22 protein-coding genes are annotated in these 23,308 nt (G+C 58.8%); 9 read left to right on the top strand and 13 right to left on the bottom strand.

Annotated features, from left to right (window positions below; all coding sequences use genetic code 11):
- Positions 1 to 42: 42 nt before the first annotated feature.
- The 5 genes from glp to GS612_RS00335 form a co-directional block, all read right to left on the bottom strand.
- The gene (glp, locus tag GS612_RS00355; RefSeq protein WP_171638704.1) at positions 43 to 1,287 is read right to left on the bottom strand and encodes a gephyrin-like molybdotransferase Glp; all 1,245 of its coding nucleotides are present in this window, start codon (positions 1,285 to 1,287) and stop codon (positions 43 to 45) included.
- Positions 1,280 to 1,627 carry a hypothetical protein gene (locus GS612_RS00350; protein WP_171638703.1) on the bottom strand — a complete coding sequence of 116 codons (348 nt, stop codon included), beginning with the start codon at positions 1,625 to 1,627 and terminating at the stop codon, positions 1,280 to 1,282. Before GS612_RS00350 ends, glp begins: the two co-directional genes overlap by 8 nt.
- A gap of 333 nt (positions 1,628 to 1,960) precedes the next feature.
- A complete protein-coding gene (locus GS612_RS00345; RefSeq protein WP_171638702.1) occupies positions 1,961 to 3,391 on the bottom strand; it encodes an NAD-dependent succinate-semialdehyde dehydrogenase in 1,431 nt (476 codons plus the stop codon).
- Positions 3,392 to 3,472: 81 nt separating this feature from the next.
- On the bottom strand, positions 3,473 to 4,438 hold the full coding sequence (locus GS612_RS00340) for a LysR substrate-binding domain-containing protein (RefSeq protein WP_171205183.1): 966 nt from the start codon (positions 4,436 to 4,438) through the stop codon (positions 3,473 to 3,475).
- 2 nt (positions 4,439 to 4,440) lie between these two features.
- Positions 4,441 to 5,214, bottom strand: a complete 774-nt coding sequence (locus GS612_RS00335) for an aspartate dehydrogenase (protein WP_171638701.1) — start codon at positions 5,212 to 5,214, stop codon at positions 4,441 to 4,443.
- A 146-nt stretch (positions 5,215 to 5,360) separates the two neighbouring features.
- On the opposite strand from GS612_RS00335, the gene GS612_RS00330 reads away from it, so the two are divergent.
- The 8 genes from GS612_RS00330 to GS612_RS00295 all read left to right on the top strand — a co-directional run bounded on the left by GS612_RS00330 (position 5,361) and on the right by GS612_RS00295 (position 14,375).
- Complete coding sequence (locus tag GS612_RS00330) at positions 5,361 to 6,314, top strand: dihydrodipicolinate synthase family protein (RefSeq protein ID WP_171638700.1); 954 nt, start codon at positions 5,361 to 5,363, stop codon at positions 6,312 to 6,314.
- A gap of 105 nt (positions 6,315 to 6,419) precedes the next feature.
- Positions 6,420 to 6,962 (top strand): 3-hydroxyanthranilate 3,4-dioxygenase, encoded by a 543-nt coding sequence (locus tag GS612_RS00325; RefSeq protein ID WP_152460347.1) that lies wholly within the window; start codon positions 6,420 to 6,422, stop codon positions 6,960 to 6,962.
- A 23-nt stretch (positions 6,963 to 6,985) separates the two neighbouring features.
- Positions 6,986 to 7,960 (top strand): TRAP transporter substrate-binding protein, encoded by a 975-nt coding sequence (locus GS612_RS00320; RefSeq protein WP_171638699.1) that lies wholly within the window; start codon positions 6,986 to 6,988, stop codon positions 7,958 to 7,960.
- Between the two features lie 63 nt (positions 7,961 to 8,023).
- A complete protein-coding gene (locus tag GS612_RS00315; RefSeq protein WP_171205185.1) occupies positions 8,024 to 8,557 on the top strand; it encodes a TRAP transporter small permease in 534 nt (177 codons plus the stop codon).
- Positions 8,554 to 9,813 (top strand): TRAP transporter large permease, encoded by a 1,260-nt coding sequence (locus GS612_RS00310; RefSeq protein WP_171638698.1) that lies wholly within the window; start codon positions 8,554 to 8,556, stop codon positions 9,811 to 9,813. Before GS612_RS00315 ends, GS612_RS00310 begins: the two co-directional genes overlap by 4 nt.
- A 120-nt stretch (positions 9,814 to 9,933) precedes the next feature.
- Entirely contained in the window at positions 9,934 to 10,482 is a 549-nt protein-coding gene (locus GS612_RS00305) for a thioredoxin family protein (RefSeq protein ID WP_171638697.1), read from the top strand.
- Between the two features lie 3 nt (positions 10,483 to 10,485).
- Positions 10,486 to 10,863 carry a VOC family protein gene (locus GS612_RS00300; protein WP_171638696.1) on the top strand — a complete coding sequence of 126 codons (378 nt, stop codon included), beginning with the start codon at positions 10,486 to 10,488 and terminating at the stop codon, positions 10,861 to 10,863.
- 191 nt (positions 10,864 to 11,054) lie between these two features.
- On the top strand, positions 11,055 to 14,375 hold the full coding sequence (locus GS612_RS00295; protein ID WP_171638695.1) for an AAA family ATPase: 3,321 nt from the start codon (positions 11,055 to 11,057) through the stop codon (positions 14,373 to 14,375).
- Positions 14,376 to 14,460: 85 nt separating this feature from the next.
- Here the strand turns inward: GS612_RS00295 and GS612_RS00290 are convergent, their stop codons facing one another.
- Positions 14,461 to 15,468 (bottom strand): D-cysteine desulfhydrase family protein, encoded by a 1,008-nt coding sequence (locus GS612_RS00290; protein WP_171638694.1) that lies wholly within the window; start codon positions 15,466 to 15,468, stop codon positions 14,461 to 14,463.
- Between the two features lie 205 nt (positions 15,469 to 15,673).
- Positions 15,674 to 16,366, bottom strand: coding sequence for a Crp/Fnr family transcriptional regulator (locus tag GS612_RS00285; RefSeq protein WP_152460355.1), 693 nt, complete (start codon positions 16,364 to 16,366; stop codon positions 15,674 to 15,676).
- 187 nt (positions 16,367 to 16,553) lie between these two features.
- On the opposite strand from GS612_RS00285, the gene hemA reads away from it, so the two are divergent.
- On the top strand, positions 16,554 to 17,777 hold the full coding sequence (hemA, locus tag GS612_RS00280) for a 5-aminolevulinate synthase (protein WP_171638693.1): 1,224 nt from the start codon (positions 16,554 to 16,556) through the stop codon (positions 17,775 to 17,777).
- Positions 17,778 to 17,832: 55 nt separating this feature from the next.
- On the opposite strand, the gene GS612_RS00275 is transcribed toward hemA, so the two are convergent.
- Genes GS612_RS00275 through GS612_RS00250 form a run of 6 tightly spaced genes read right to left on the bottom strand, consistent with a single transcriptional unit; the run spans position 17,833 to position 23,249 of the window.
- Positions 17,833 to 18,120: a cytochrome C oxidase subunit IV family protein gene (locus tag GS612_RS00275; RefSeq protein WP_171638692.1), complete on the bottom strand. Its 288-nt coding sequence runs from the start codon at positions 18,118 to 18,120 to the stop codon at positions 17,833 to 17,835.
- A 4-nt stretch (positions 18,121 to 18,124) separates the two neighbouring features.
- Positions 18,125 to 18,673, bottom strand: a complete 549-nt coding sequence (locus GS612_RS00270) for a cytochrome c oxidase subunit 3 (protein WP_171638691.1) — start codon at positions 18,671 to 18,673, stop codon at positions 18,125 to 18,127.
- Positions 18,670 to 20,592, bottom strand: coding sequence for a nitric oxide reductase activation protein NorD (locus GS612_RS00265; protein ID WP_171638690.1), 1,923 nt, complete (start codon positions 20,590 to 20,592; stop codon positions 18,670 to 18,672). The genes GS612_RS00270 and GS612_RS00265 overlap by 4 nt, the downstream gene beginning before the upstream one ends.
- Positions 20,593 to 20,600: 8 nt before the next feature.
- A complete protein-coding gene (locus tag GS612_RS00260; RefSeq protein ID WP_371419757.1) occupies positions 20,601 to 21,410 on the bottom strand; it encodes a CbbQ/NirQ/NorQ/GpvN family protein in 810 nt (269 codons plus the stop codon).
- A gap of 5 nt (positions 21,411 to 21,415) precedes the next feature.
- Positions 21,416 to 22,783 (bottom strand): cbb3-type cytochrome c oxidase subunit I, encoded by a 1,368-nt coding sequence (locus GS612_RS00255; protein ID WP_171638689.1) that lies wholly within the window; start codon positions 22,781 to 22,783, stop codon positions 21,416 to 21,418.
- Between the two features lie 16 nt (positions 22,784 to 22,799).
- Entirely contained in the window at positions 22,800 to 23,249 is a 450-nt protein-coding gene (locus GS612_RS00250; RefSeq protein ID WP_152460362.1) for a cytochrome c, read from the bottom strand.
- Positions 23,250 to 23,308 lie beyond the last annotated feature (59 nt).

The raw sequence follows: 23,308 nt of genomic DNA, 5'->3' as shown, positions 1-23,308 counted from the left end.
GTTGCAGTTGCAAGATAAGTCGCATCGCACCTGTTGCAGGGATCAGAACCTCAACAATTCAATCGAATGCCCAGCGGGCAGGCCTTCGATCTCGGCCGGTATGATCGCCAACCCGTCTGCCTGCGCCAGCAAGGCGACACGGCCACTGTAGGAGGGCGCCATCAGACGTACATTGGGAAGGCCACGCGGCGAGGTGCCGTCAATCTGGACCGGACGATATTCCTGACGACCCGCGCGACGCTGCACGGGTTCGGCCAGCACTGCCTGAACAGGTATCTGAGGTCTGTGGCACAAGCCTGCGCGCCGCGCCATCATCTGCGACCCGATTATCTGCCATGTCACATAGGCTGACACCGGGTTGCCGGGCAGACCAACGTAAAGAGCACGCCCGCGCCGCCCGAACATGACCGGTTTACCCGGCTTCATCGCCACTTTCATGACATCGGTTTCACCGCCAATTACGCTGAATAGCCGGGGCATGTGATCTTCATCCCCGACCGACACGCCCCCGGTCGTGACGATGAGGTCCGAGGCATCGCATGCCTCGCGCAGAACCTGTTCCAGACGCGTCGGGTCATCCTCGACCGGTCCCCGGTCGGTCAGTTCGATCCAGGGTTTTTGCAACAGCGCCAGCAGCATATGACGGTTCGAGTTGTAGATTTGGCCGGGGCCGAGGGGTTCGCCCGGTTGACGCAGCTCGCTGCCTGTCGAAAAGATCGTGACCTTCAGTTTTCGAAATACCAGGACGTCGCCATACCCGGCGGATGCCAGGGCGGCCATCTCGCGCGGTCCAATTTCACAGCCGCGTCGCAGGATCGGCCCCCCCGCACAAAGATCTTCCCCCGCGCGCCGGATATGCTGGCCGGGTTTCGGGCGGCGGCTGAATCGAATCCTGTCGATCAGAAGATCGCAATCTTCCTGCATCAGCACGGCATCGAATTCAGGCGGCACCGGAGCGCCCGTGAAAATGCGCAAAGCACTGCCTTCGGGGGCATCATGGTCGCCGCAGTCACCCGCAGCCACGCGCCCGGCGATGGGCAGCTCGAACACCGGCCCGTCACCCAGATCACCGGTGCGGATGGCATAGCCATCCATGGCCGAGTTGTCGAAGGCAGGCATATCGACCTTGCTAGCGCAATCCTCGGCCAGAACCCGGCCTATAGCCTGTTCCAGCGGCAAAATCTCGGTTTCGGTAACAGGATCGGCGATGGAAAGACCGCGCTCAAGGGCGTCCTCGACAGTCAGATACATGTGGGCGTGGCGGTCACAGGCACATCCATCAGCCATTTTGAGTCTCCGAAAATATTAAGCGTCCTGCAGATCCCGGCTGTTCGGCCGGATCGGGATTGGGCAGGCCGGCCTTGAATTCTTCCAAATCCGAGCTGGGATCAGCAACGAACGGCAGCGTACCCATGCCATACCGTCCATGCGCGGCGCGACCTATGCCGTCATCGCCTTCTTGCTCGGACGACAAATCTGGCTCGGGTTGGCCGCAAAGCTTAGACACGCGCGCGCAGTCAGAGTTCATGCCAAAGGTGGACGTTACGGTGGGCAGCCCCGCCAACCTCTCGAAGCCCTCGGTATCCCCGGCAGGGATTGGTGCAGATAGCGTCAGCCAAGTGTTCATCCGTTCCTCCGGAGTTCAGGCCACCCGGCGGGACCCCCCCCCGCAGGTCAGCCGAAACGCTGATCATCACCGGCAAAAGGACGCGATGGTTTTTGTCGCACAGTCCGGCCAGAAATTCCCGGCCAATGGACAGCAAGGCGGGTTTACTGTCATTGACATAGGTCATGATCCGCGTTCGGGCGCCCCATCAGGAAGGGCACATTGCCGCCTCTGTCGATTCCGCAGGTATTGAAATCACAACCGCAGCGCTGCGCTGGCCCTTTGGTCGGTTTCGAAAGGAAAAAGGCCGGCTTGGTCGCGAAAAGTCGACAAGTGCAGGTGTCGGGGTCTTTTTCAGCAGATCTCGGCCGAATGCCAGACGTTCTTGACCGTCATGTAATTCTCAAGGCCTTCGATTCCGCCTTCCCGACCATAGCCACTGGATTTCACGCCCCCAAAGGGCGTTTCCGGCATCGATGCTTCAAGCGTGTTGATCGACAAATTACCGACCTCGACCTCGTCAATCAGACGGTCGATGTAATCCGCCCGATTGGTGAAAGCGTACCCCGCCAGCCCGTAGGGAACTGAATTCGCCAGAGCGATCGCCTCATCCAGCGAAGCCACCGGGTTGATCACCGCAACCGGTCCAAACGGCTCTTCGCGCATGATCCGCGCCGCTTCAGGAACGTTCAATAACACCGTGGGTTCAAAGAAATATCCCCGCTCACCAAGCCGCGATCCACCTGTGGCAAGCGTTGCCCCCTGTGCCACTGCGTCTTCAACCAGCTCTGACAAGGCTGGAACGCGCCGGTCGTTGGCCGTTGGGCCCATTTCAACGGTTGCGTCAAGCCCATTGCCGACAACCGTGGCCTTGGCCCTTGCAACAAACCCGGCCGCATAGGCGTCAAAAATGCTCTCATGCGCGAAGAAACGGGTTGGCGAAGTGCAGACCTGACCGGCATTGCGCATTTTGCGGACCGCGCCTGAAACGGCCGCCGATTGCACATCCGTATCTTCGCAAACGATGACCGGCGCGTGGCCGCCCAGCTCCATGAGCACTCGGGTGTCGTGTTGGGCCGCCAAAGTGGTCAAATGACGCCCGACGGTTGTCGATCCGGTGAAGGCCACCATGCGAACGGGGTCCTGCGGGATCAGATGGCCGGATATCTCGGATGGTTCACCGAAAACCAAATTCAGAACACCTGCTGGCAGACCCGCATCTTCGAACGCTTTTGCTATGTGCAAAGCGCCGGCAGGCGTTTCTTCTGCCGCTTTCAGGATCACCGAACAGCCCGAGGCCAAAGCACCGGCGATTTTCCGGGCAGGTTGGCTCATGGGGAAGTTCCATGGCGAAAATGCCGCGACAACGCCGACAGGCTGGTGATGAACTGCAAATTTGTGACCCTGCGCCGCCGGAATGATCCGCCCATAGGTCCGCATCGCCTCGCCCGCATCCCATTCAAAGAACTCGGCGCCGCGAATGACCTCCAGCCGGGCCTGCTTCAAAGGCTTGCCATGTTCCAGAGTAATTGAATGCGCGATTTCTTCCTGCCGCTGACGCATGAGGGCTGCCGCCCGCAGGATCGTATCCGCGCGTTCCCGCGGCGATGTGCGGCGCCACAGTCGAAAGCCTTCGACGGCCGCTTGCAGCGCGTCGTCCAGGTCTTTCACCGATGCGCAAGGCAATCGACCGAGTTCTTCCTCGGTTGCCGGGTTGACAACCGGGATATCGCGCCCGGTTTTTCGCCACGTGCCGCCAATGAACAGCCTGAGCTCTGGATACATGAAACCGGCGCCTCCATTTACCTTGATTTTTGATCGCGCGATGCCTCGCATGAGTTCAACCGCATTGCGCGAATACGGATATCAAATTGGCGAATATCTGGTCTGTCTGCTCTGCGCCGCCCGATGCAGAGCCGTTTTGAAAGCGCGCCCCGCAGGCGACAGATCGTCGTCGGCACGGAAGGACACTCCAATCGGCCCCTGCCCGAACGGAACCTCCCAGGCGAGCTGGGCAAGATGGTTGTTTTCGATATCCTGGACGACGACCTCGGCAGGCATAAGGCCGATCAGGTCGCGGGATTGCAGCAGCGCCCGGTTCGTCAGGTAGGACACGGATTCTATGGCGACCGGTGGCACATATTGCTGCTGGCCGACGAAAAAATGATCCGCCTGACGTCGCAACGTAGTTTCTTGCGGGGGAAGAATCCAGCCAAACGGCTTGGTTTGCGCAAAGGTCACGGCGTCCCGCCCCGCAAGCGGGTGTTTAGGGCCGACAATGGCCAATATCCGATCCTCGAACAGTTTTTCCTGTCGAATCTTGTCGCGATGCCGGTGCGACGGCAGGCGTCCCACAACCATGTCGATTTCACCCGACAGCAGCCGGGGCATGAGCACCTCGTTGGTCCCTTCGCTGATCTTGACTGCAACGTTCGGGCGGTCTTTCAGCAGCAGTTCAATGGCGGCAGGTAGCAAGCTGGTTGACGCCGCAAGCAGTGTTCCCACCACGACGCGGCCGGAATTTCCTTCGTTCAGATCGTCCAGTTCCTGCGCGGCATTCGACACCTGCGCAAATATCAGCTTTCCGTGACGTATGAGAGTTTCGCCAAAAACCGTTGGCACGACGCCTCGGTTGGTGCGCGTGAACAGCTTGACTTCGAAGTCCAGTTCAAGATCCTGAATCATCTTGGTTGCCGCTGGCTGAGATATTCCCAGCTCACGCGCGGCATTCTGAATGTTTCCATGCGCACCCACGGCAACCAGCAAACGCAGCTGTCGCAGTTTCAGGCGGGTCAAGGCGCGGTCCACGATGCGAGAATGACGCCCCACCATGGCTACAGCACAATCGGCTTGCAAAGCTGATCCAGCTTGGACAACACGCTCATGGCCGCAAGCGCCGAGCTTCGCGGGTTGTCGGGCAGCGCGGTGCCGCTGATCCGGAACTGAAACGTGCCGAAATCGCCTTCGGCCTCGACCTCGTGAATGTTCTTGTGGATCGTCGGATCGGCGATCAGACGAACCTGTGTGTTATCGAACCCCACACCCGCCAAGGCGACGGCGGCGGCGACATTTGCGTTCTTGGGGTAAGCCAGCGCCGCCTCTCGTGCGGAACCCTGAAAATGTGTTTCAGCCGCGGTGATGTTGCCGAGGTCAAGACTGTGTTCGGCAAGTGATCCCTTCCATCCCGCCGGCGGCTTGCGCCCCACATATGTGACGGATTTGAGCGGCCCTACCGCTGCGGCGCTGAGACAGTCCAGCCCGCCTATGGCACCGCTTGCCAGATGCAGCCGCGCCCCACCCTTTCGCGCGGCCCTGTCCAGCCGATCACTGACCTGCTGATCCGCAAGTGCGCCAGCAGAGACACTGATGATATCCAGCCCTCGAGCCAGAATGTCCGGACCCAATCCGGCCAATGCCTCGTGCCCCGCGCAATCCAGAACCATTTCTACTCCGGCCGGCAGGTCATCAACCGAACCGACTGACTTGGGCGATTTTGGATCAACGCGGTGCGGTCTGACCAGAATGGCTGCCAACTCATGCCCATGTTCTGGCAACATGCGCTGCACAAACTGCGCGATTGCGCCGGTTCCGATGACTGCGATCTTCATGTCCGGACCCTAGACCAGCATTGAAAAAATCTGAATTGGTAAGTTGGTGGTATATGTTTTTCAGATAACCATTTCCCTGAAATGGCACTGGACCGACCCGCCTGGTGTGTTTTGTTCCTGATGAAGCCACGGGGAACACGTTGGAAATGGAATACTCAAAACACGACGCGAAGGCCTATGCCCGCGAACATATGACTGGGATATGGGCAGCGGCGCTGAACCCGTTCAATGATGACCTGTCTCTGGATGAACCGGGTCTGCGCGCCAACATCCGCCATTGGATCGATGATCTGGACACCCAGGGCCTTTTCGTCGCCGGCAAACAGGGCGAATTCTTTTCGATGAGCATCGAAGAGCGCAAGCGCAACTTCGAAATTGCCGTTGACGAATGCGCAGGCAAAGCCGGTGTAATCGTCTCGGTCTCGGACCAGAACATGAATACGGCCTTGGACCTGGCGCATCACGCCCAGAATTGCGGCGCGGATTACATTGTACTGCACGCGCCGGTTCTGAGCTTTGTGCAGGATCGCGGAGAGGTTTTGTACCAGTACTACAAGCGTTTTTGTGACGAACTGGATATCGGTATCGCCATGTGGAGCCATCCAGACAGTGGCTATTTGATGCAACCCGAAGAATGCGCCCGCATTGCGGATTTACCCAATATCGTTGCGATAAAATACTCGGTCCCGCGCGAGATGTACGTGAAGCTGACCCACATGGTGGGCGACAGGATCCATGTCTCGACCTCGGCTGAACATGAATGGCTGGACAACATATTGGAACTGGACTGGAAGCTCTATCTCTGCTCGTCCCCACCCTATCAGCTGCAAAGCAATGTCGATCAGCGAATGAACGAATACACGCGTCTGGCCTTTGCGGGAAAGGCCGATGAAGCGCGGCGTGTCTTTGACAGTCTGAACCCTGTCCGCGACGCGATGAAACGCGCGCGTCCTGCGGGCAAACCCACTGCATTCGGAAAGTACTGGCAAGAGTTGCTGGGACAGGTCGGTGGCCGTGTACGCCCGCCGATGCTGGAACTGACCGACGCGGAAAAAGCGATCATTCGCAAAGCGTTCGACGAATGCGGGCTGCGCGTCTGAGCTGGGTGAGGCCCGGCAGTATAAGGAAATCGGATAGCGAGATGCTGATAATTTCTTTGCGGTCATGGAAAAACGCGCCAAACTTTCCGAGATAGGGAGTGGGACATGTCAAAACTGAAAGCGTTCAACTTTAAGGCCTGGATCGACGAACACCGCCATCTGCTCAAACCGCCCGTAGGGAATCGTCAGGTTTGGGAAGACGCCGATCTGATGGTCACTGTTGTGGGCGGCCCGAACAAGCGAACCGATTACCACGATGACCCGGTGGAAGAATTCTTCTACCAGCTTGAAGGCGACATGGTGCTGAAAATCTATGACGGAGAGGAGTTCTATGATGTTCCGATCCGAGAAGGCGAGGTTTTTCTGCTGCCTCCGCATGTACGCCACTCGCCACAGCGCCCTCAGGAAGGCTCGATCGGGCTTGTGATTGAACCCAAACGCCAGACCGGAGAGCTGGACGCCATCGAATGGTATTGCTTTGAATGCGGATCACTGGTGCATCGAGCGGAAATGCAGCTAAAGTCCATCGTTGATGACCTGCCTCCGGTTTATCAGAAGTTCTATGCCTCGGAACAAGACCGCACCTGCCCCAATTGTCAGGCTGTGCACCCGGGAAAGGAACCGCCCGAGGGCTGGGTCACGTTGTAAAACAAGATCAAACAGGGGAAGTAATGAGACATTTTGCAAAAATCGCCGCCTCTGCGGCTGTGTTGGCACTGTCGTCCGTGGCCGCTCACGCCGAAGAGTTTCGGTTGGGTTTGATCACGCCGCCACCGCATATCTGGACCAAAGCCGCCGAAGCGTTTGGGGCCGAGTTGAATGAGGCCAGTGGTGGCGCGCATTCGGTATCGGTCTTCCCGGCCCGCCAGTTGGGGAACGAGGCCGAAATGCTGCAACAATTGCAGACTGGCGCGCTGGACATGGCTTTCATGACCGTGGCTGAAGTTTCGAACCGCGCGCCCGAGTTGGGGGCATTCTATGCGCCCTATCTGGCAGATGACATTGGGCACGCGGGGCGCATCCTGCGATCTGATACGGCCAAATCCATGCTGGAACCCTTGCCGGGGCAGGTTGGTGTCGTTGGACTGGGATATGGGATGGCAGGATTGCGCCAGATCGTCAGCCGGGGCGAGGTTTCCTCCGCCGAAGATCTATCGGGCCTGAAACTGCGGATCACGCCCTTCACACCGATCCTGGATTTCTACAACGCGGTAGGCGCAGCACCCACGCCCATGCCCTTGCCTGCCGTCTATGATGCGCTGGCCAATGGTCAGGTCGACGCCATCGACATGGACGCCGAGCTGATCTGGGTTCTGAAATATTATGAACACGCCGACACGATCGTGCAGTCGGATCACATGATGTTCCCGATGGTCGGGCTGGTATCGGCCAAGGTCTGGGCTGGTTTGTCTGAAGAAGACCGCGCGATGATCGCGGAACTCATGGCCAAGCATGTCGACAGCACCATTGATGCCTACGTTGAAAACGATGCCAAATGGCTGGAGCAGATCGAGGGCACTGGCAAAGCCTACAAAAAGGTCGATGCCTCGTTCTTTGGCGACGCGATCGAAGAGTGGAACGGGATCTGGTCCCAGAAGACCTCTTCCCTTGACGCTTTGCGGCAGACTGCGGCAGAAACAAAATAACGAAAACGGCATGACGAAAGGGGCGCAGCTCGATCCTGCGCCCTTTTTCACGGGAGAGCAGCGATGTTGTATCGGCTGTCGGCAGGCTTGGCGCGGGTCGAGTTGTGGTGCGCTGCCTTTCTGGCAGTCTGCATAACGGCTCTGATTTTGTTGAATGTCGTGACGCGAACGGCGGGCAACGCCCTGTTCTGGGTTGATGAGCTGGCGATCTACGCGATGGTCTGGATGACTTTTCTGGGCGCGTCTTCCGCATTGCACCATCGCAGCTCGGTGTCGATCTCCATCGTTTCCGACAACGTGCCCGAACGCGCGAAACCATTGATCCGCAAGGGTGTGGACGTGGTCGTGTTTGCTTTTTCCCTTGCGATGCTGTGGTTCTGCTGGCGCTGGTTCCTTCCGCTGGACATCGCCAGCAGCGGATTTGACGTGGCGGCGTTTCAAGGTCAGACATTCAATTTCATCTACGCCGAGCCAACGCTGACCCTGGGCCTGCCAAAGTATCTGTTCTGGTTGGTGATGTGGCTTTTCGCACTGGGCGCGACGCTGCATTCCACCATGCATCTGCTGAGCCCCCCGGGCAAAGGGGCACAGCCATGAGCCCCATCGTCTTTCTGGCCACTCTACTTCTGTCCGGGCCCGTGGCGATCGTGCTGGCGATCACGGCCATATGGTACATCTGGGAAAGCGGCAACACGGTTCTTTATGACAGCTTCGCGCAGAAAATGTTCGGCGGTCTTGAGAATTACGGCCTGCTGGCAATTCCTCTGTTCATGTTGACCGGAGAATTGATGAACGAAGGCGGCATGACCCGGCGCCTTGTCGCGCTGGCCCGGGTATTTGTCGGCGGGTTTCGCGGCGGGCTGGCCTATATCAACTTGCTGGCAAACATGTTCATGGCGGCCATCATCGGGTCTGCGACGGCGCAGATCGCGGTGATGTCGCGCGCCATGGTCCCCGCGATGGAGGAGGAGGGCTATGACAAGGGTTTCGCCGCTGCCACGACGGCCGCGGGCGGGCTGCTGGCTCCGGTCATCCCGCCGTCGATGATGTTTGTCATCTTCGGTGTTCTGGCTCAGATCCCGATTGGTGACATGTTCATTGCAGGAATCCTGCCCGGTTTGATCCTTGCCGGGGCGTTTGCATCGGTCATCACCCTGATCGGGTGGTTGCAGAGCTTTCCGAAAGGGCATTGGATGAAGCGTGCCGAAGCCGTCCAGGCCTTGATCAGCGCGGCCCCCGCCCTGCTGATCCCGATGTCGATCATAGGCGGCATTCTGTTCGGGATCGCCACACCGACCGAATCCGCCGCAATCGCGTCCCTGATCGCGTTTCTGGTGGGCTGGTTGGTCTACGGGGACCTGAAGCCGAGCAACCTGGCACAGATGTTCAAACGCACGGCGGCCAACGCGTCGATGATCCTGTTCATGATCGCGGCCGCCAGCGTGTTCGGCTGGGTCATCATCTATGAGGAAATACCACAGCAACTGGCTGGGTTGATCACCTCGATCACTTCGGACCCGTTCGTGTTCCTGCTGATCGTGAACCTTGCGCTTTTGCTGGTTGGAATGGTGATCGATGGCATCGCCGCGATCATCCTGATCACTCCGATCCTGCTGCCGATTGCAACCGGTTCATATGATATCAGCCCTTATCAGTTCGGCATTGTTGCTTGCCTGAACCTTGTGCTTGGGCTGCTGACGCCCCCGGTCGGGATCGGATTGTACATCGCCTCGTCCATGAGCGGCACCTCGCCCGGTTCAATCCTGAAATCGCTTTGGCCTTTCCTGATCGCAGTAACTTTGGTGTTGCTTCTGCTCAGCTATTACCCAAGCCTGTCAACGCTGCTGATCTGAACCAGATACGTTTGCAGGCGCATTCCGTCGCAGACATGACGCCGGGAATCTCGCTCTACTTAACGGCGCCCGTCAGCTAAGCTGGCCTGAACACGCCAATTGGTCACAAAAAGGACAATCATGCTGCTCGACACTCCGATCTGCGATTTCGGTTGGAACGCCCCGGACTTCACGCTCAAAGACCCGAACGGTCAGGCCTTCAAGATGTCCGATCACCTGCAAAACGGGTTGCTGATCGCCTTCGTCTGCAATCATTGCCCCTATGTCAAAACGATCACGGACCGGCTTGCGCAGGACACGGACCTGCTGATGTCCAAGGGGATCGGCGTGTTGGCGGTCATGTCGAACGACTATCGCGATTACGCCGAAGATTCGCCACCGAACATGTTGGAATTCGCACGGCAGAACGGCTTCAACTTTCCATATCTCGTGGACGAGGATCAATCCGTAGGAAAGGCTTATGGTGCTGTCTGCACTCCGGATTTCTTCGGTTTGAATGCGGATGGAAAGTTGCAGTACCGGGGCCGTCTGGACAATCTGGGTCGCGGCAAGACAGGCAAGCGTGAACCAGAATTGGTCAATGCGATGCTGCAAATTGCCGAGACCGGGCAAGGCCCCCAAGATCAGACACCCTCAATAGGATGTTCGATCAAATGGACCCGAGGCTAGGTCATGGGGATCACGTCACTGGATCATGTCAATCTGCGCACCACGCGTTTGGACGAGATGATCGAATGGTACTGCAACGTGCTGGGGATGCGGGTCGGGCCACGCCCACCCTTCCCCTTTCCCGGAGCCTGGCTTTATGTCGAAGAAAACGCCTTCGTGCATCTGGTCGGTGTCCAGGCCGAGGCCACGGGTTCGGACGCAGACCTGAAGCTTGAGCATTTCGCTTTTTCGGCGACAGGGTTGGATCGGTTCGAAGCGCATCTCAAAACCAATGGCGTCTCCTATCGCCGTGTGGAACTGACAGCGATCGACACCGTTCAGTTGAACGTCTGGGATCCGGACGGCAATCACATACACATCGATTTTCGGACCGACGAATAGAGATGGCAGGCTCCGATACCGTTTCGCGCAATGAAATTTCCTCACCCTTAAATTGAACACTTGACCGGAATTCGCGGGTCGTCCTTGATAGAGGGGTGTTTTCCCGGGCCGTGTCCGGGGTTGGTCACAGTGACCAAAGGGAAATAGGGAATGCTTGGATTCGCCTTGTGGCGGCCCTGCATGGTGGTCAAATGGCTGACATAGATGAATGGCTGATCCGAAACGGCTTGTCCAAATATGTCGATGCCTTCTCCCGGCACGAGGTCGAACTGGGTGATCTGCCGGAACTGAGCGACGATGACCTTGTCACGATCGGCCTGCCCCTTGGACCCAGGCGCCGCTTTCTGAAAGCAATACGGGATGAAATCGTGCGGCCTGCGGGTTCACATCGCGCGCATCAAGAACCCAACATCATTGCAGAGCGCCGACAGCTGACGGTCATGTTCATCGATCTTGTTGGATCGACGGCGATATCGCAAAAGCTGGATCCTGAAGATCTGGCCGAGGTTCTGAGGCTGTTCAAAGAGACCTGCGCCGCTGCGGTCGCCGCTTTTGACGGGCATATCGCCAGTTACTATGGCGACGGCATCATGGTGTTTCTTGGCTTTCCGCATGCGCATGAAGACGACCCGGAACGCGCCATTCATGCAGGTCTTCGGATCGTTCGCGAAATTCCGGAAATCCGCACCCATGCACATCTTGAAGTCCGCATAGGGATCGCGACCGGCCTGGTTGTCGTCGGTGACCTGCGTGGAGAGAAGATGTTCGAGGATGGCACCGCCATGGGCGAGACCCCGAACCTTGCCGCACGGCTTCAATCGATGGCGGATCCGGGGACAATGATCGTCGCGCCGACGACACGGGAATTGGCGGGTGATGCGTTCGAATATGTGCGCCGTGGCACGTTTCAATTGAAAGGCTTTGCCAAAGAGGTCGAAGCCTGGCAGGTCACCGGCACGCGCCGAACTCTCAGCCGTTTTCTTGCGACAGACGACACCCGGATGAGTTCATTGGTCGGGCGCGCGCAGGAGCATGAAACCCTTCAAAGCAAGTGGAGGTTGGCCCGCCAGGGTCAAGGTCAGGTGGTGCTGGTCTCGGGCGAGGCGGGCATAGGAAAATCCAGGCTGATCGAAGAGCTTCGCCGCACGATCCCGGACGCAAAACACCGACAGCTTCGATTTCAGTGTTCGCCCTTTCATGACGCAAGCGCGTTGTACCCGATCATTCGCCAGCTTGAAAACGCGGCCGAACTGCGGGCCGGTGACAGTACGGACGAAAAATTGAACAAGATCCACAGCGTTCTGGGCGATCCTTCTGAAGGGTCTCTGAAACTGGCTGCGGCACTGTTGTCGGTCCCGTTTGAAGACAGGCTTGGCCCGCTGGATCTGACCCCTGAGCAGATCATGAAGCAGACTCTGGACATGCTGGTCAATCATGTGATCGGCCTGGCGCAGGAAACCCCGACCCTGTTGCTGTTTGAAGATGCACATTGGATCGACCCAACGACAAAGACTCTGCTTGATCAGCTTGTGACCCGGATAGAGGACGCGCGCCTGCTGATGGTCATGAGCTATCGGACAGGCTTTGATCCGGGTTGGCCGCAATCCCGCAACCTGATGCACGTCGCGCTTCAACAACTGGATTTCGCGCAGGTCAAAGAGATCGTGAACGATGTTGCCAAAGGCAAGACCGTCCCGGACGAAGTTCACCATCTGATTGCCGCCAGATCCAACGGTGTCCCACTTTTCGTGGAAGAGGTGACGAAGGATCTGCTGGAATCCGATCTTCTGACCGAACGCGCCGACGCCTATACGATCGACCGGTCCACGCCATCACCCACTGTGCCGAAGACACTGCATGACGCGTTGATGGCTCGCCTCGATCGTCTGAGCTCGGCCAAGGAAGTGGCGCAGATCGGCGCTGTCATTGGCCCGCAATTCTCTTATCCGATGATTGCAAGCGTGTCCCGTTTTGATGAACGGGCGTTGCGTTCCGGTCTGAATTTGCTGGTGGATGCCGGGATCGTGATCGTTTCAGACTCAGGGCCCGAGGAAACGTTCAGTTACCGTCACGCTCTCATTCGCGACACCGCTTACAACAGCCTGTTGAAACGCGAGAGGCGAACGCTGCATGCGCGTGTGGTCCATGCACTGAACTCTGCCTCGGTGCACGAAAACTCTGCCGGTCCGGAAATTCTGGCGCATCACTACACGATGGCAGATATGCCGGACGAAGCGATAGAACACTGGTATCTGGCCGGGCAACGTGCCGTTGAACGCTCGGCCGGGATTGAAGCAGCCACTCAGCTGGGGCGTGCGTTGGCGTTGCTTGAACAGCTGGAAGACTCGGTTGACCGCGATCGCATGGAAACCAGGATCCAGACATTGCGGGCCGGCGTTCTGCGCTCGACCGCTGGCATCGCGGCCGATGAAACGGGGGCGGTGTATGCCCGGATCCGCGACCTGTGCAATCGGCTGGGCGAAACCGAACAATTGTTCCCTGTGCTCAATGGACTTTATGCGTATCATCTGGTCCGCGGCGAATACGACCTTGCCAAGGACGTTGCGGCGCAGTTGCTGGACCTGTCCAAGTTGACCGACGAAACGCATCACATAATGATTGCCCATCGGGCCATGGGTGCCGTCTTGTTGCATATCGGGCAGCAGGACGCCGCCTATGCACATCTGCGACAGGCGTTGCACTTGTATGACCCTCAGCAGCACAGCCGTCTTGCCTATGTCTACGGCACGGATCATGCCGCCATTACATCCTGCTTCCTGAGCATGACGGTCTGGTTGCGCGGAGAACCGGACCGCGCGCTCAAGATTCAGCATCAGGCGATCTCGGCGGCGCAGAAACTCAATCACGCTCATAGCCTGGCACAGACGCTGACATATCTGTGTATGCTGCACCTGTTGCGGCGTGAACCTGAACAGGTTTACGACGTTGCCGCGCGCCTCGAGGAACTGGCGACCAAACACACCTTCCCCTTCATGACACTGACGGCGAATGTCTGGCGGTGTTGGGCGGACGCGCAGATCAAGCCAGGCCCGGAAACGATCCGGGCAATGCGCGACGCGTCCGAAGCCTGGTGGGCCAGCGGGGCCGGAAACTACAAGCCCGTGTTCCTGACGGCCCTTGCCGAAGCGTCATTGAAGGCGAACGACCCGAAGGCGGCTCAGCGCCTGCTGGATGAAGCCCGTGAACAGCAGGTTCTGACCAATGAAGCCTGGGCTCAGCCCGAGACGGATCGGATACAGGCGTTGGTGCGGTCCATGGACAGTTCCGCAGATGATCTGTTCACGGAGGCTCTGGAAACCGCACGCAAACAGCAGGCAAGAATGTTCGAACTGCGCACAGCGGTGGATTACGTGCAAACCTGCGACCGCTTTGGCCGCTCACCGGCCTCGCCGCCTGATCTTGGAAAGATTCTGGCCACGATCGTTGGCGGCGCGCAGACCCGCGATGTCGCGCGTGCCATGTCTTTGCTCGATCAACCGAAAGTGTCGTAGGGTACTTACCCGGCCAGTTCGGCGGGCAAAACCCTTCCATTCATCCTGTCGCCCCGCAGGACCACAGGCGCAATGCTTCGCTGCGTCAACTCGGTTGCAACTCGTCCTGATATCCGAACAACGCAGGTTGACCACCCGTGTGCAGCAGAACAACTTTCTGGCCTTTTTCGATGGCGCCTTGTTCAAGCAGCCCAAGAAGCCCCGCAAAGGTTTTGGCGGAATAAACAGGGTCAAGAATGATGCCCTCGGAGCGCGCCATCAGGGTCAACGCCTCGCGGGTTGCGCGACCGATCCGCCCATATCCGGGTGCCAAGGCGCCGTCCCAGGTACAGATGTCTTCCATGACCAAAGCAGGGTCGAAACCCATCATGGTTGCCAATCGCCCCAGGACGTTTTGCAGTCGCGCGTGCTGCTGGTTTTGATCGCGACGCACGCATATGCCGTAGACAGGCGCAGTCTGTCCGACCAAACGCAATCCGGCCAGGAACCCGCCATGGGTTGCCCCGCTTCCCGACGGCACCACTGCGGCGTCGAAATCGCTGATCTGAGTATGCAACTCGGCCGCCCCCGCCACATAGCCCAATGCCCCCAGCGGAGGGTGATCTATGCCCAGATGGATCACGTATGGTTTTCGACCCATGGCAACCAGTTCCTCGGCGCGTTCGTGAAGAGCGCCGTCCGCGCCCGCCTCGTCCTCACCCTTGGGATAGCCAATATGTTCCGCCCCCAGAAGCTGTGCCAGAAGAACATTCCCGGATCGATGGTAGTACTCTCCCATATTCGTCACGCGGTCTTCCAATTGAAGAACGGATGACATTCCCAGCTTTGCCGCCGCAGCTGCCGCGGTGCGCACGAAATTGGATTGCACGGCACCTGTGATCAGGATGGTGTCCGCCCGCTGCCTCAGCGCCTCGCCCATATAAAATTCCAGCTGGCGGGTCTTGTTTCCGCCGAAGCTGAGCCCGGTTAGGTCGTCGCGCTTGATCCACAGGTCCAGCCCCAGTTGGTCAGAAAGACGCTCAAGCCGTTCGACCGGTGTGACCGATGTCATCAACCTTGCGCGGGGATAGTTTGAAAGCGCTGCGTCTATCATGGACCAGGTGCCCCTTCATTTTCATGCAAAAGACTCGTGCCGATGGATGGCACTGCTGATCAGGATAGTGAGGTTTAGGAAAGCGTGGAAGACAGCCGGTCACGCGCAAAAGCGCCCGACTGAAGCCCCCATTGGAGCTGCCAGTTTCGGATCACGGGTTTTCCGTGAAATTGCAGCGCCGAAGGGTCCGGCCGCCGGTGATCAATCACCTCTCGCTGGTGTCGCTTTCGGCGTAGTTGCGCAAATCGTCCATGTCAGCGATATCCGCGTGGTTCCTGTTGATCTTGACGCCAACGGGTTTCAACCGCGAAAACGCGCGGCTCAGGCTTTCGGGCTTCATCCCAAGACGTCCGGCGATCAGCATCTTGTCGTAAGGCAGTTCCACCTCGCAGCGACCGGAATCGCGATCGCACAGGTTCAACAGAAACTCTGCAACGCGTTGCGCCCCGGTTTGCGCCTTCAGTTGCTCCAGCTGCGCCACCAGAGCATGCAGATGCGTGAACGTCGCAGCCAGAATTGAAACGCCGATTTCCGGGTCTTCCTTCATCAGGGACAGCAGCACCGGACTGGGAATGTGCATCACTTCACAGGCTGAGACGGCTTCGGCGGACACGGGATACGGCACGTTGCGCAGCGCAACGGCCTCACCAAAGCTTTCTCCGCGGGTGAAAACGCTCACCACCGCTTCCGCCCCGGTCGGAGAGATACGGAACAGCTTGACCCAACCCGCCAGCACGACGTGCACGGCCTTGGCTTCTTCCTCTTGCAGAAAAATCGTCTCGCCACGGTCATATTGCCGCCAAATCGCTTGCCGCAGCAAAGTATCCACATGCTGATCCGGCAGGCTGCGCAGAAGCAGAGACTGCCGCGCAATCGCCTTTTGTGCCTCGTGTGACATGAAGGCACTCCCTTCTTCATCCAGTCCGGGCGATGGCCCGGGATATCATCCCCAATGCCCTGCTATGCCAAAGCCGGCGTGGCAGTGCCAGTCTTTTTCTTGACGATCAACTTGACAATTGTCATGTCACGGGGCCCGTCGCTGCCCTAGGGTCGGTTCACAGCCAGTTATCCGGGGAGCATGTCAGATGGATTTCGAGCGATTTTTCAGCCAGAGCCTCGACGCTTTGAAAGATGAAGGAAACTATCGGGTTTTCATCGACTTGCAGCGACGTTGTGGATCCTTCCCGAACGCTCGCCAGACCGATGGTTCGATCCAGCGGGATGTGCGTATCTGGTGCTCGAATGACTACCTTGGAATGGGGCAACACCCTGCGGTCATCAACGCCATGCACGACGCGCTGGAGCGTTGTGGCGCCGGTGCGGGCGGAACGCGCAACATTTCGGGCACAACGCATGACCACGTTCTGCTCGAGGCAGAGTTGGCAAATCTCCATGGCAAAGAGGCCGCTTTGCTGTTCACCTCGGGCTATGTATCAAACTGGGCCGCTCTGGGAACGCTGGCTGCGAAGATCCCCGGTCTGATCGTTTTCTCTGATGCGCTGAACCATGCCTCGATGATCGAAGGCATCCGCCACTCACGGGCGCAGAAGGTGATATGGAAACATAATGACCTTGCGGATCTGGAGGCCAAACTGGCCGCCGCCGACCCCGATGCGCCCAAGATGATCGCGTTTGAGTCCGTCTATTCCATGGATGGTGACATTGCGCCGATCAAGGAAATCTGCGACCTGGCCGACAAATACGGCGCGATGACCTATCTGGACGAAGTTCACGCCGTCGGCCTCTATGGCCCGCGCGGCGGTGGCATTGCTGAGCGTGAGGGCCTGATGGATCGCCTGACCGTCATCGAAGGCACGCTGGGCAAGGCCTTCGGCGTGGTTGGTGGGTACATCGCAGCCTCGGCCGCGCTGTGTGATTTCGTTCGCAGCTTTGCCAGCGGCTTCATCTTCACCACGGCCCTGCCACCTTCGATCGCGGCCGGTGCGGCCGCATCTATCCGGCATCTGAAGCAATCAAGCGCCGAGCGTGATCTGCAAAAAGCCCGTGTGGATCAGGTGCGCGCCCGTTTGGATGCGGAAGGGATACCGCATCTGCCGAACCACAGCCATATCATCCCGGTGATGGTGGGCGACCCGGTGAAGTGCAAATTCATCTCGGATACGCTACTTGAAGAATTCGGCATCTACATCCAGCCGATCAACTATCCTACTGTCCCCAAGGGCACCGAACGTTTGCGGATCACGCCGTCGCCGGTCCACACAGATGAGGATATCGATCATCTGGTGGGTGCCTTGTCGGCGCTCTGGCAACGTTGTCAGATCGCGCGGATCCCACAGGCCGCTCAGTAATCAGAACCCCCCTTTGCTTGATTTATGCCGCCTCTTGGGGCGGCATTTTTTTGCCTCAGACCAGATAGAGCGCAAAAACAACTACGGAAAATCCGGTCAACACCATGGTGAACCCACGCAGCCAGCTTTGGCTGTTCTCCAAATCCAGGTAGTGTTTCAGGATCACGCTGGCCTTGATCAGCGCCAGCAACAGGATACCGCCAGCGATGATCGCGCTTGGTGCCCCAATCAAGGTCAGCAGCGCGGATCCCACGCTGAGGGCCAAAAGCCCAAGCCAAGCCTGGGTCAGAGAGTTCGGCGACCTCTGGTGAGAACTGTTGGTCAAAGATGAAGGTTGGGCCATCCGACTATCCCAGCAGATAGATCACTGGAAACAGCATGATCCAGACCAGGTCCACCATGTGCCAGAACTGCGCGCCCGCTTCGACGCTACTGGGGTCGTCGCGCCAGGCCACCAGCAACAGAATTCCAACCCCGGCGAGGACATGCGCGGCATGAAAGCCGGTCAACATATAGTAGAACAGAAAGAATGGATGCGTTTCGTATCCTATCCCCTGAGACGCCTTGTCGGCGTATTCCGCACCCTTGATGATCAGGAACACGACACCCAGAAGCGCCGCAAGGATCAACGCCAATCGGGCCCGCAAACGTTGCATGTTCCGCCGCCAATGCAGCGCCTGTGCGGCCAGATAGCCGGATGTCACCAATACCGCGGTGTTCAAGGCCGCACCCGTGCGATGCAGATGCGACTGCGCCTCGGCAAAACCTGCTGGATCGGTCAGACGTACCCCCATGAAAGCGATCATCCCCGCGCCAAAAACCAGCAGTTCCGAAATGATCAGAACCCACATCAGGAACTCGCCCGGCAATTCGTCGATCAGAGAGGCATCACTCATGCGCCGACCAACTGGCGATAGATCTGCGGCAAGGCCATGGTCAGGCGATGCGGATCTGGGATGACGGCGAAACCGCCCTGCCCGAACATGCGCGGAAACCAGCTTTTGCCGGTTTTATCGATGGTAACACCGAACACCGACTGTCCGGCCCGGCGCGCCTCGCGTATGGCCATGCAGGTATCTTCGATGCCGTGGCGCCCCTCGTAATGGTCCAGGTCGTTTGGCTTGCCGTCGGTGATAACCAGCAGCAATCGGCGCTTGCGGGACTGGCTGGCCAGATCTGAGGAACAGTGCCGGATTGCCGCGCCCAACCTTGTATAATGTCCGGGGCGCAGCGACGCGATGCGCTGTTCAACTTTGGTTCCCATCGGTTCGTCAAACCGTTTGCAACGCTGCACATAGACGCGCTGACGCTTGAGGGAGCTGAAGGCATGAATGGCGAAATCGTCGCCGCAAGCGTTCAGGCCCCACGCCAAGGCCGCCAGCGCCTCGCGTTCGATATCGATCACGGCACGCCCCGTGACCGCGCTTTCGGTGGATCGGCTGACATCCAGCAGGATCGACACCGCCAGATCGCGGGCCTCGGGGCGGGATTGCATCCAGACGCGTTCCGTCCCTTCACCATTTGCGCAGCGGTCAACCTGCGCCCGAACGGCGGCTTCCATATCCAGCTGGTCACCGTCCAGATGGCCCCGGGTCATCACGCGCCCCGGGCGCAGCGCCTCGAATTGGCGCTTGACGGCACGAATGCGGCGCGCAGTGGTCGGATCCTTGCCGAACTCGGCGGTATCGTCGCGGATATCGGCATCCGAAAGCAGAACGTTCACATGATCCGGCAGGTATTGACCCGTCCGCACGTCCCATTCGGGATATAGAATACGGCCTGACAGGCGTTCGCGGTTGACGTCTTCGGGCGCCAGATCAAGGTGAAGCTTCAACCTGGTAGGCGGCGCCTTGGAAATCTGGCCAAGACCGATCTCTTCCTGATCGTCAGCCGCCTTCTTGGCGTTGTCGGGATCGTCGTCATCGATGCGACGGTTGATATTCAGAAATTCGGCCCAACTGAGGATGGCTTCGAACTTGTGCAGAATGAAACTGTCGCTGCGCTCGGCCTGATCCGATTTGCGGCGGCGGGCACGGTGTGTCTTTTCGCCGGATTCCTCTGGCGGACCTTCGGTATCGGGGTTTTCAACCTCGTTGTGTTCCGAGAACCCAACTGCCCGCAACTCCGGCCACAGGGGAACCGGACGCATCGGCTGATAGCCGCGCGGGGCGATCAGGTCGTCGTCAAGTGCCAGAAGGTGCTCGGCCTGGTCCGACAGGGGCTTGGGATCGCCCAGCATATGACGGATCAGTTCTTCAACCGCGGCCTCGGCAGGCGGCAGGCTGGGGATGTCGCGCTGAAACAGCACGCCCTTGCACAGCTCGGTATACAGCGGACGCAAGCCAGGCGCATCGTCCAGAGTCGCCTCGACCATGTGCCGGGCGGCGATCAAGGCACGCAGGTCGGCACGCAGTGGATCATCTTCGTCAATTCGGGTTCCGGCATGGGCCGCGGCGGCGGCCAACCAGACATAGAGCGCGCCGTTTGCCTCGCGTGCGGGGAATACTGCCAGATGGTCGGGCAGACGCAAAACCTCTCCGTCGAACGAGGCGCGCGGCATCAATTCCACTTCGGTTGCAAGTTTGCGGCGCCAACTCAGGCGGTGGCGCGAAACCTCGGGTGAGACCGGGCGCAATTCAACGCCCGGACTACCCCCAAGCCCCCGAAAGAGGACTGCCAGCCGCCCCGCGACCTCGGAAAGGTCGACCGCGGCTCCAACATGCACCTGGGGTGCATCGAGGCGGCTGGCAAGGGTGTGCCACAGTTTCCCGATCGTTTCTTCGGGTTCCCATGGCTCAAAGTCGATCCTGACCATCGCCGGCCTCACCCAAAGACGGCGGTGACAAGATCGAGGAGCCCGCGTTTGATATCCTCGTCATCGGTCAGAGGTTCGATCATGGCGGCAAGGATGGCGCGGTCGGTGGACATGCCCTGCGCGATCAGAGTCGCGGCATAGACGACCAGCCGGGTGGACACGCCTTCCTCAAGGTCCTGACCCTTGAGCCCGCGCAGCTTGCCCGCCAGCCGCACCAGCGGCTTGCAGCGTTCCAGCGGCAGGCCGCTTTCCTGCGCGACCACTTCGGCTTCCATCTGAGGTGAGGGAAAGTCGAATTCCAGCGAGATGAACCGCTGCCGGGTCGAGGGTTTGAGGGTTTTCAGGATATTCTGATAGCCGGGGTTGTAGGACGCCACCAGCATGAAACCGGGCGCGGCCTCAAGCTCTTCGCCGGTGCGGTCGATCGGCAGGATGCGCCGGTCGTCGGTCAGTGGGTGCAGCACCACGGTCACGTCCTTGCGCGCCTCGACCACCTCATCCAGATAGCAGATCGCGCCTTCGCGCACCGCGCGGGTAAGGGGGCCATCGACCCAGACGGTTTCTCCGCCTTTCAGCAGATAGCGCCCGATCAGGTCGGCGGCGGCCAGATCGTCGTGGCAGGCCACTGTATAAAGCGGGCGGCCAAGTTTCGCGGCCATATGGGCCACAAACCGAGTCTTGCCGCAGCCCGTCGGTCCTTTCAGCAGAACCGGCAGGTCGTTTTTGTAAGCGGCGGTGAAGACATCGCATTCATCGCCCTGGGGCAGGTAGAAGGGGGCGTTTGCCGCCCCCTCTTTCAGGTTCATGGAGCCATCCATATCCATCACTCCGCGGGGGTTTCAGCTGCGCCGGGTTCGATGAACTCTTTGCGGGGAACCCAGATCGAATAGATGAACAGCAGCGCCCCAAGGACAACGACCAGACCAGAGCCAAGACGCATCCAGTAGAAGATCGCGATCTGGTCCTGTACGTCCATGAAGTAGTCTCCGACCACGCGCTGCATATGTGTCTGCACGGTGCCGCCGAAGGTCAACACGAAGGTCATGAAGACCATGCCGCTGGTCATCAGCCAGAACGAGCCCATGTTCAGAACCTGATTGTAGGGATCACGGTTCTTCAGGATCGGCATCGCATAGCTGAAGATCGCAAGGTTGAGGCAGACATAGGCGCCGTAGAAGGCCAGGTGGCCGTGGGCTGCGGTGATCTGCGTGCCGTGGGTGTAATAGTTCACCCCGTGCAGCGTGTGCAGGAAGCCCCAGACACCGGCACCGAAGAAAGCCAGCGTGGCACAGCCCAGCGACCACAGCAGCGCGGCCTTGTTGGGGTGGTCACGACGGCCCTTCCAGACCATGACGAAGGCAAAGGCCATCATCGCAAAGAACGGGATCACCTCGAGGCTCGAGAAGATCGAACCGATCCACTGCCAGTATGCAGGCGTACCGATCCAGTAATAGTGGTGACCAGTGCCAAGGATGCCCGAGAACAGTGCGGCGGCGACGATGACATAGAGCCATTTTTCGACCACCTCACGGTCCACACCGGTCAGCTTGAGCATCAGATAGGCCAGGATCGAGGCCATGATCAGTTCCCACACACCTTCGACCCACAGGTGGACGACATACCACCAGTATTGCTTGTCCAGCGACAGGTTGCCCGGGTTGTAGAAGGCGAACAGGAACAACAGCGCCAGACCCCAGAGGCCCAGAAGCAGGATATTGGTAATGGCTGTCTTCTTGCCTTTCAGAACGGTCATCGACACGTTGTAAAGGAAGATCAATGCAGCCACGACGATGCCGGCCTTGACCCATTTGGGCTGTTCCAGGAACTCACGCCCCTCTTTGCCCAGCAGCCAGTTGCCTTCGAACAGGTTGAAGACATAGGTGACGACCACGCCCAACGTACCGACAACAAGGATGATCAGTTGCAGATAGGCCAGCTTGGGCGAGTGGATCTCGCGCTCGGCTTCTTCCGGGATCAGGAAGTAGGCCGCACCAAAGAAACCCAGGATCAGCCAGACGATCAGAGAGTTGGTGTGCAGCATCCGCACGATGTTGAACGGCAGAAGCTCACTCAGGAAATTGGGGAATACATAGATGAAACCGGCCAGAAGGCCGCCGATCACCTGTATCGCGAACAACGCCATGGCTACCGCAAAGTAGGCATAGGCGATTTTTTGGGATTCGTATTTCATTGTTTCGTTCCCTTTCTCAGCCTGCCTCGTTGGGCGGCCAGCCCTGCGCGTCGATGTTGTCCGTCCAGATCAGGAAGTTGGTCAGGTCACGGAGTTCTTCGTCGCTGAGGTTGAAATTGGGCATCTGCCGACGACCGGGAATGCCGGTCGGTTGTGCTTCCATCCAGCCCTTGAGGGATTCAAAGGCTGATTCCGGGTCGTCCAGCACGCCCCAGCGGGTCATCACGTTGCCGACTTCCGGAGCAAAGTAGGCCCCTTCACCCAGAATCGAATGACAGTTCACACAGGCGTGTTTTTCCCAGACATGCTTGCCCCGAACCACACTGTCATCCAGCTTTGCGGCATTTTCGGAATTGACGATATACCAGTGGGAATGGGCCGAAAGGGCCAGAAAGATGAGAATGAAGAACAGTGACCCGCCATAAAAAATATTGCGGGCCATGCTCTTTGTCATGACGTCTCGCATTGCGCTCTCCTTTGCGCAGATTAGCTAGTGTCAGCAACATGACGGGCGGGACGCGGGAG

This window comes from Ruegeria sp. HKCCD6157, assembly GCF_013110685.1.
GTDB lineage: Bacteria > Pseudomonadota > Alphaproteobacteria > Rhodobacterales > Rhodobacteraceae > Ruegeria.
Note: the sequence above shows the minus strand (reverse complement) of the source record. Positions and strands in the feature narration are given on the sequence as shown.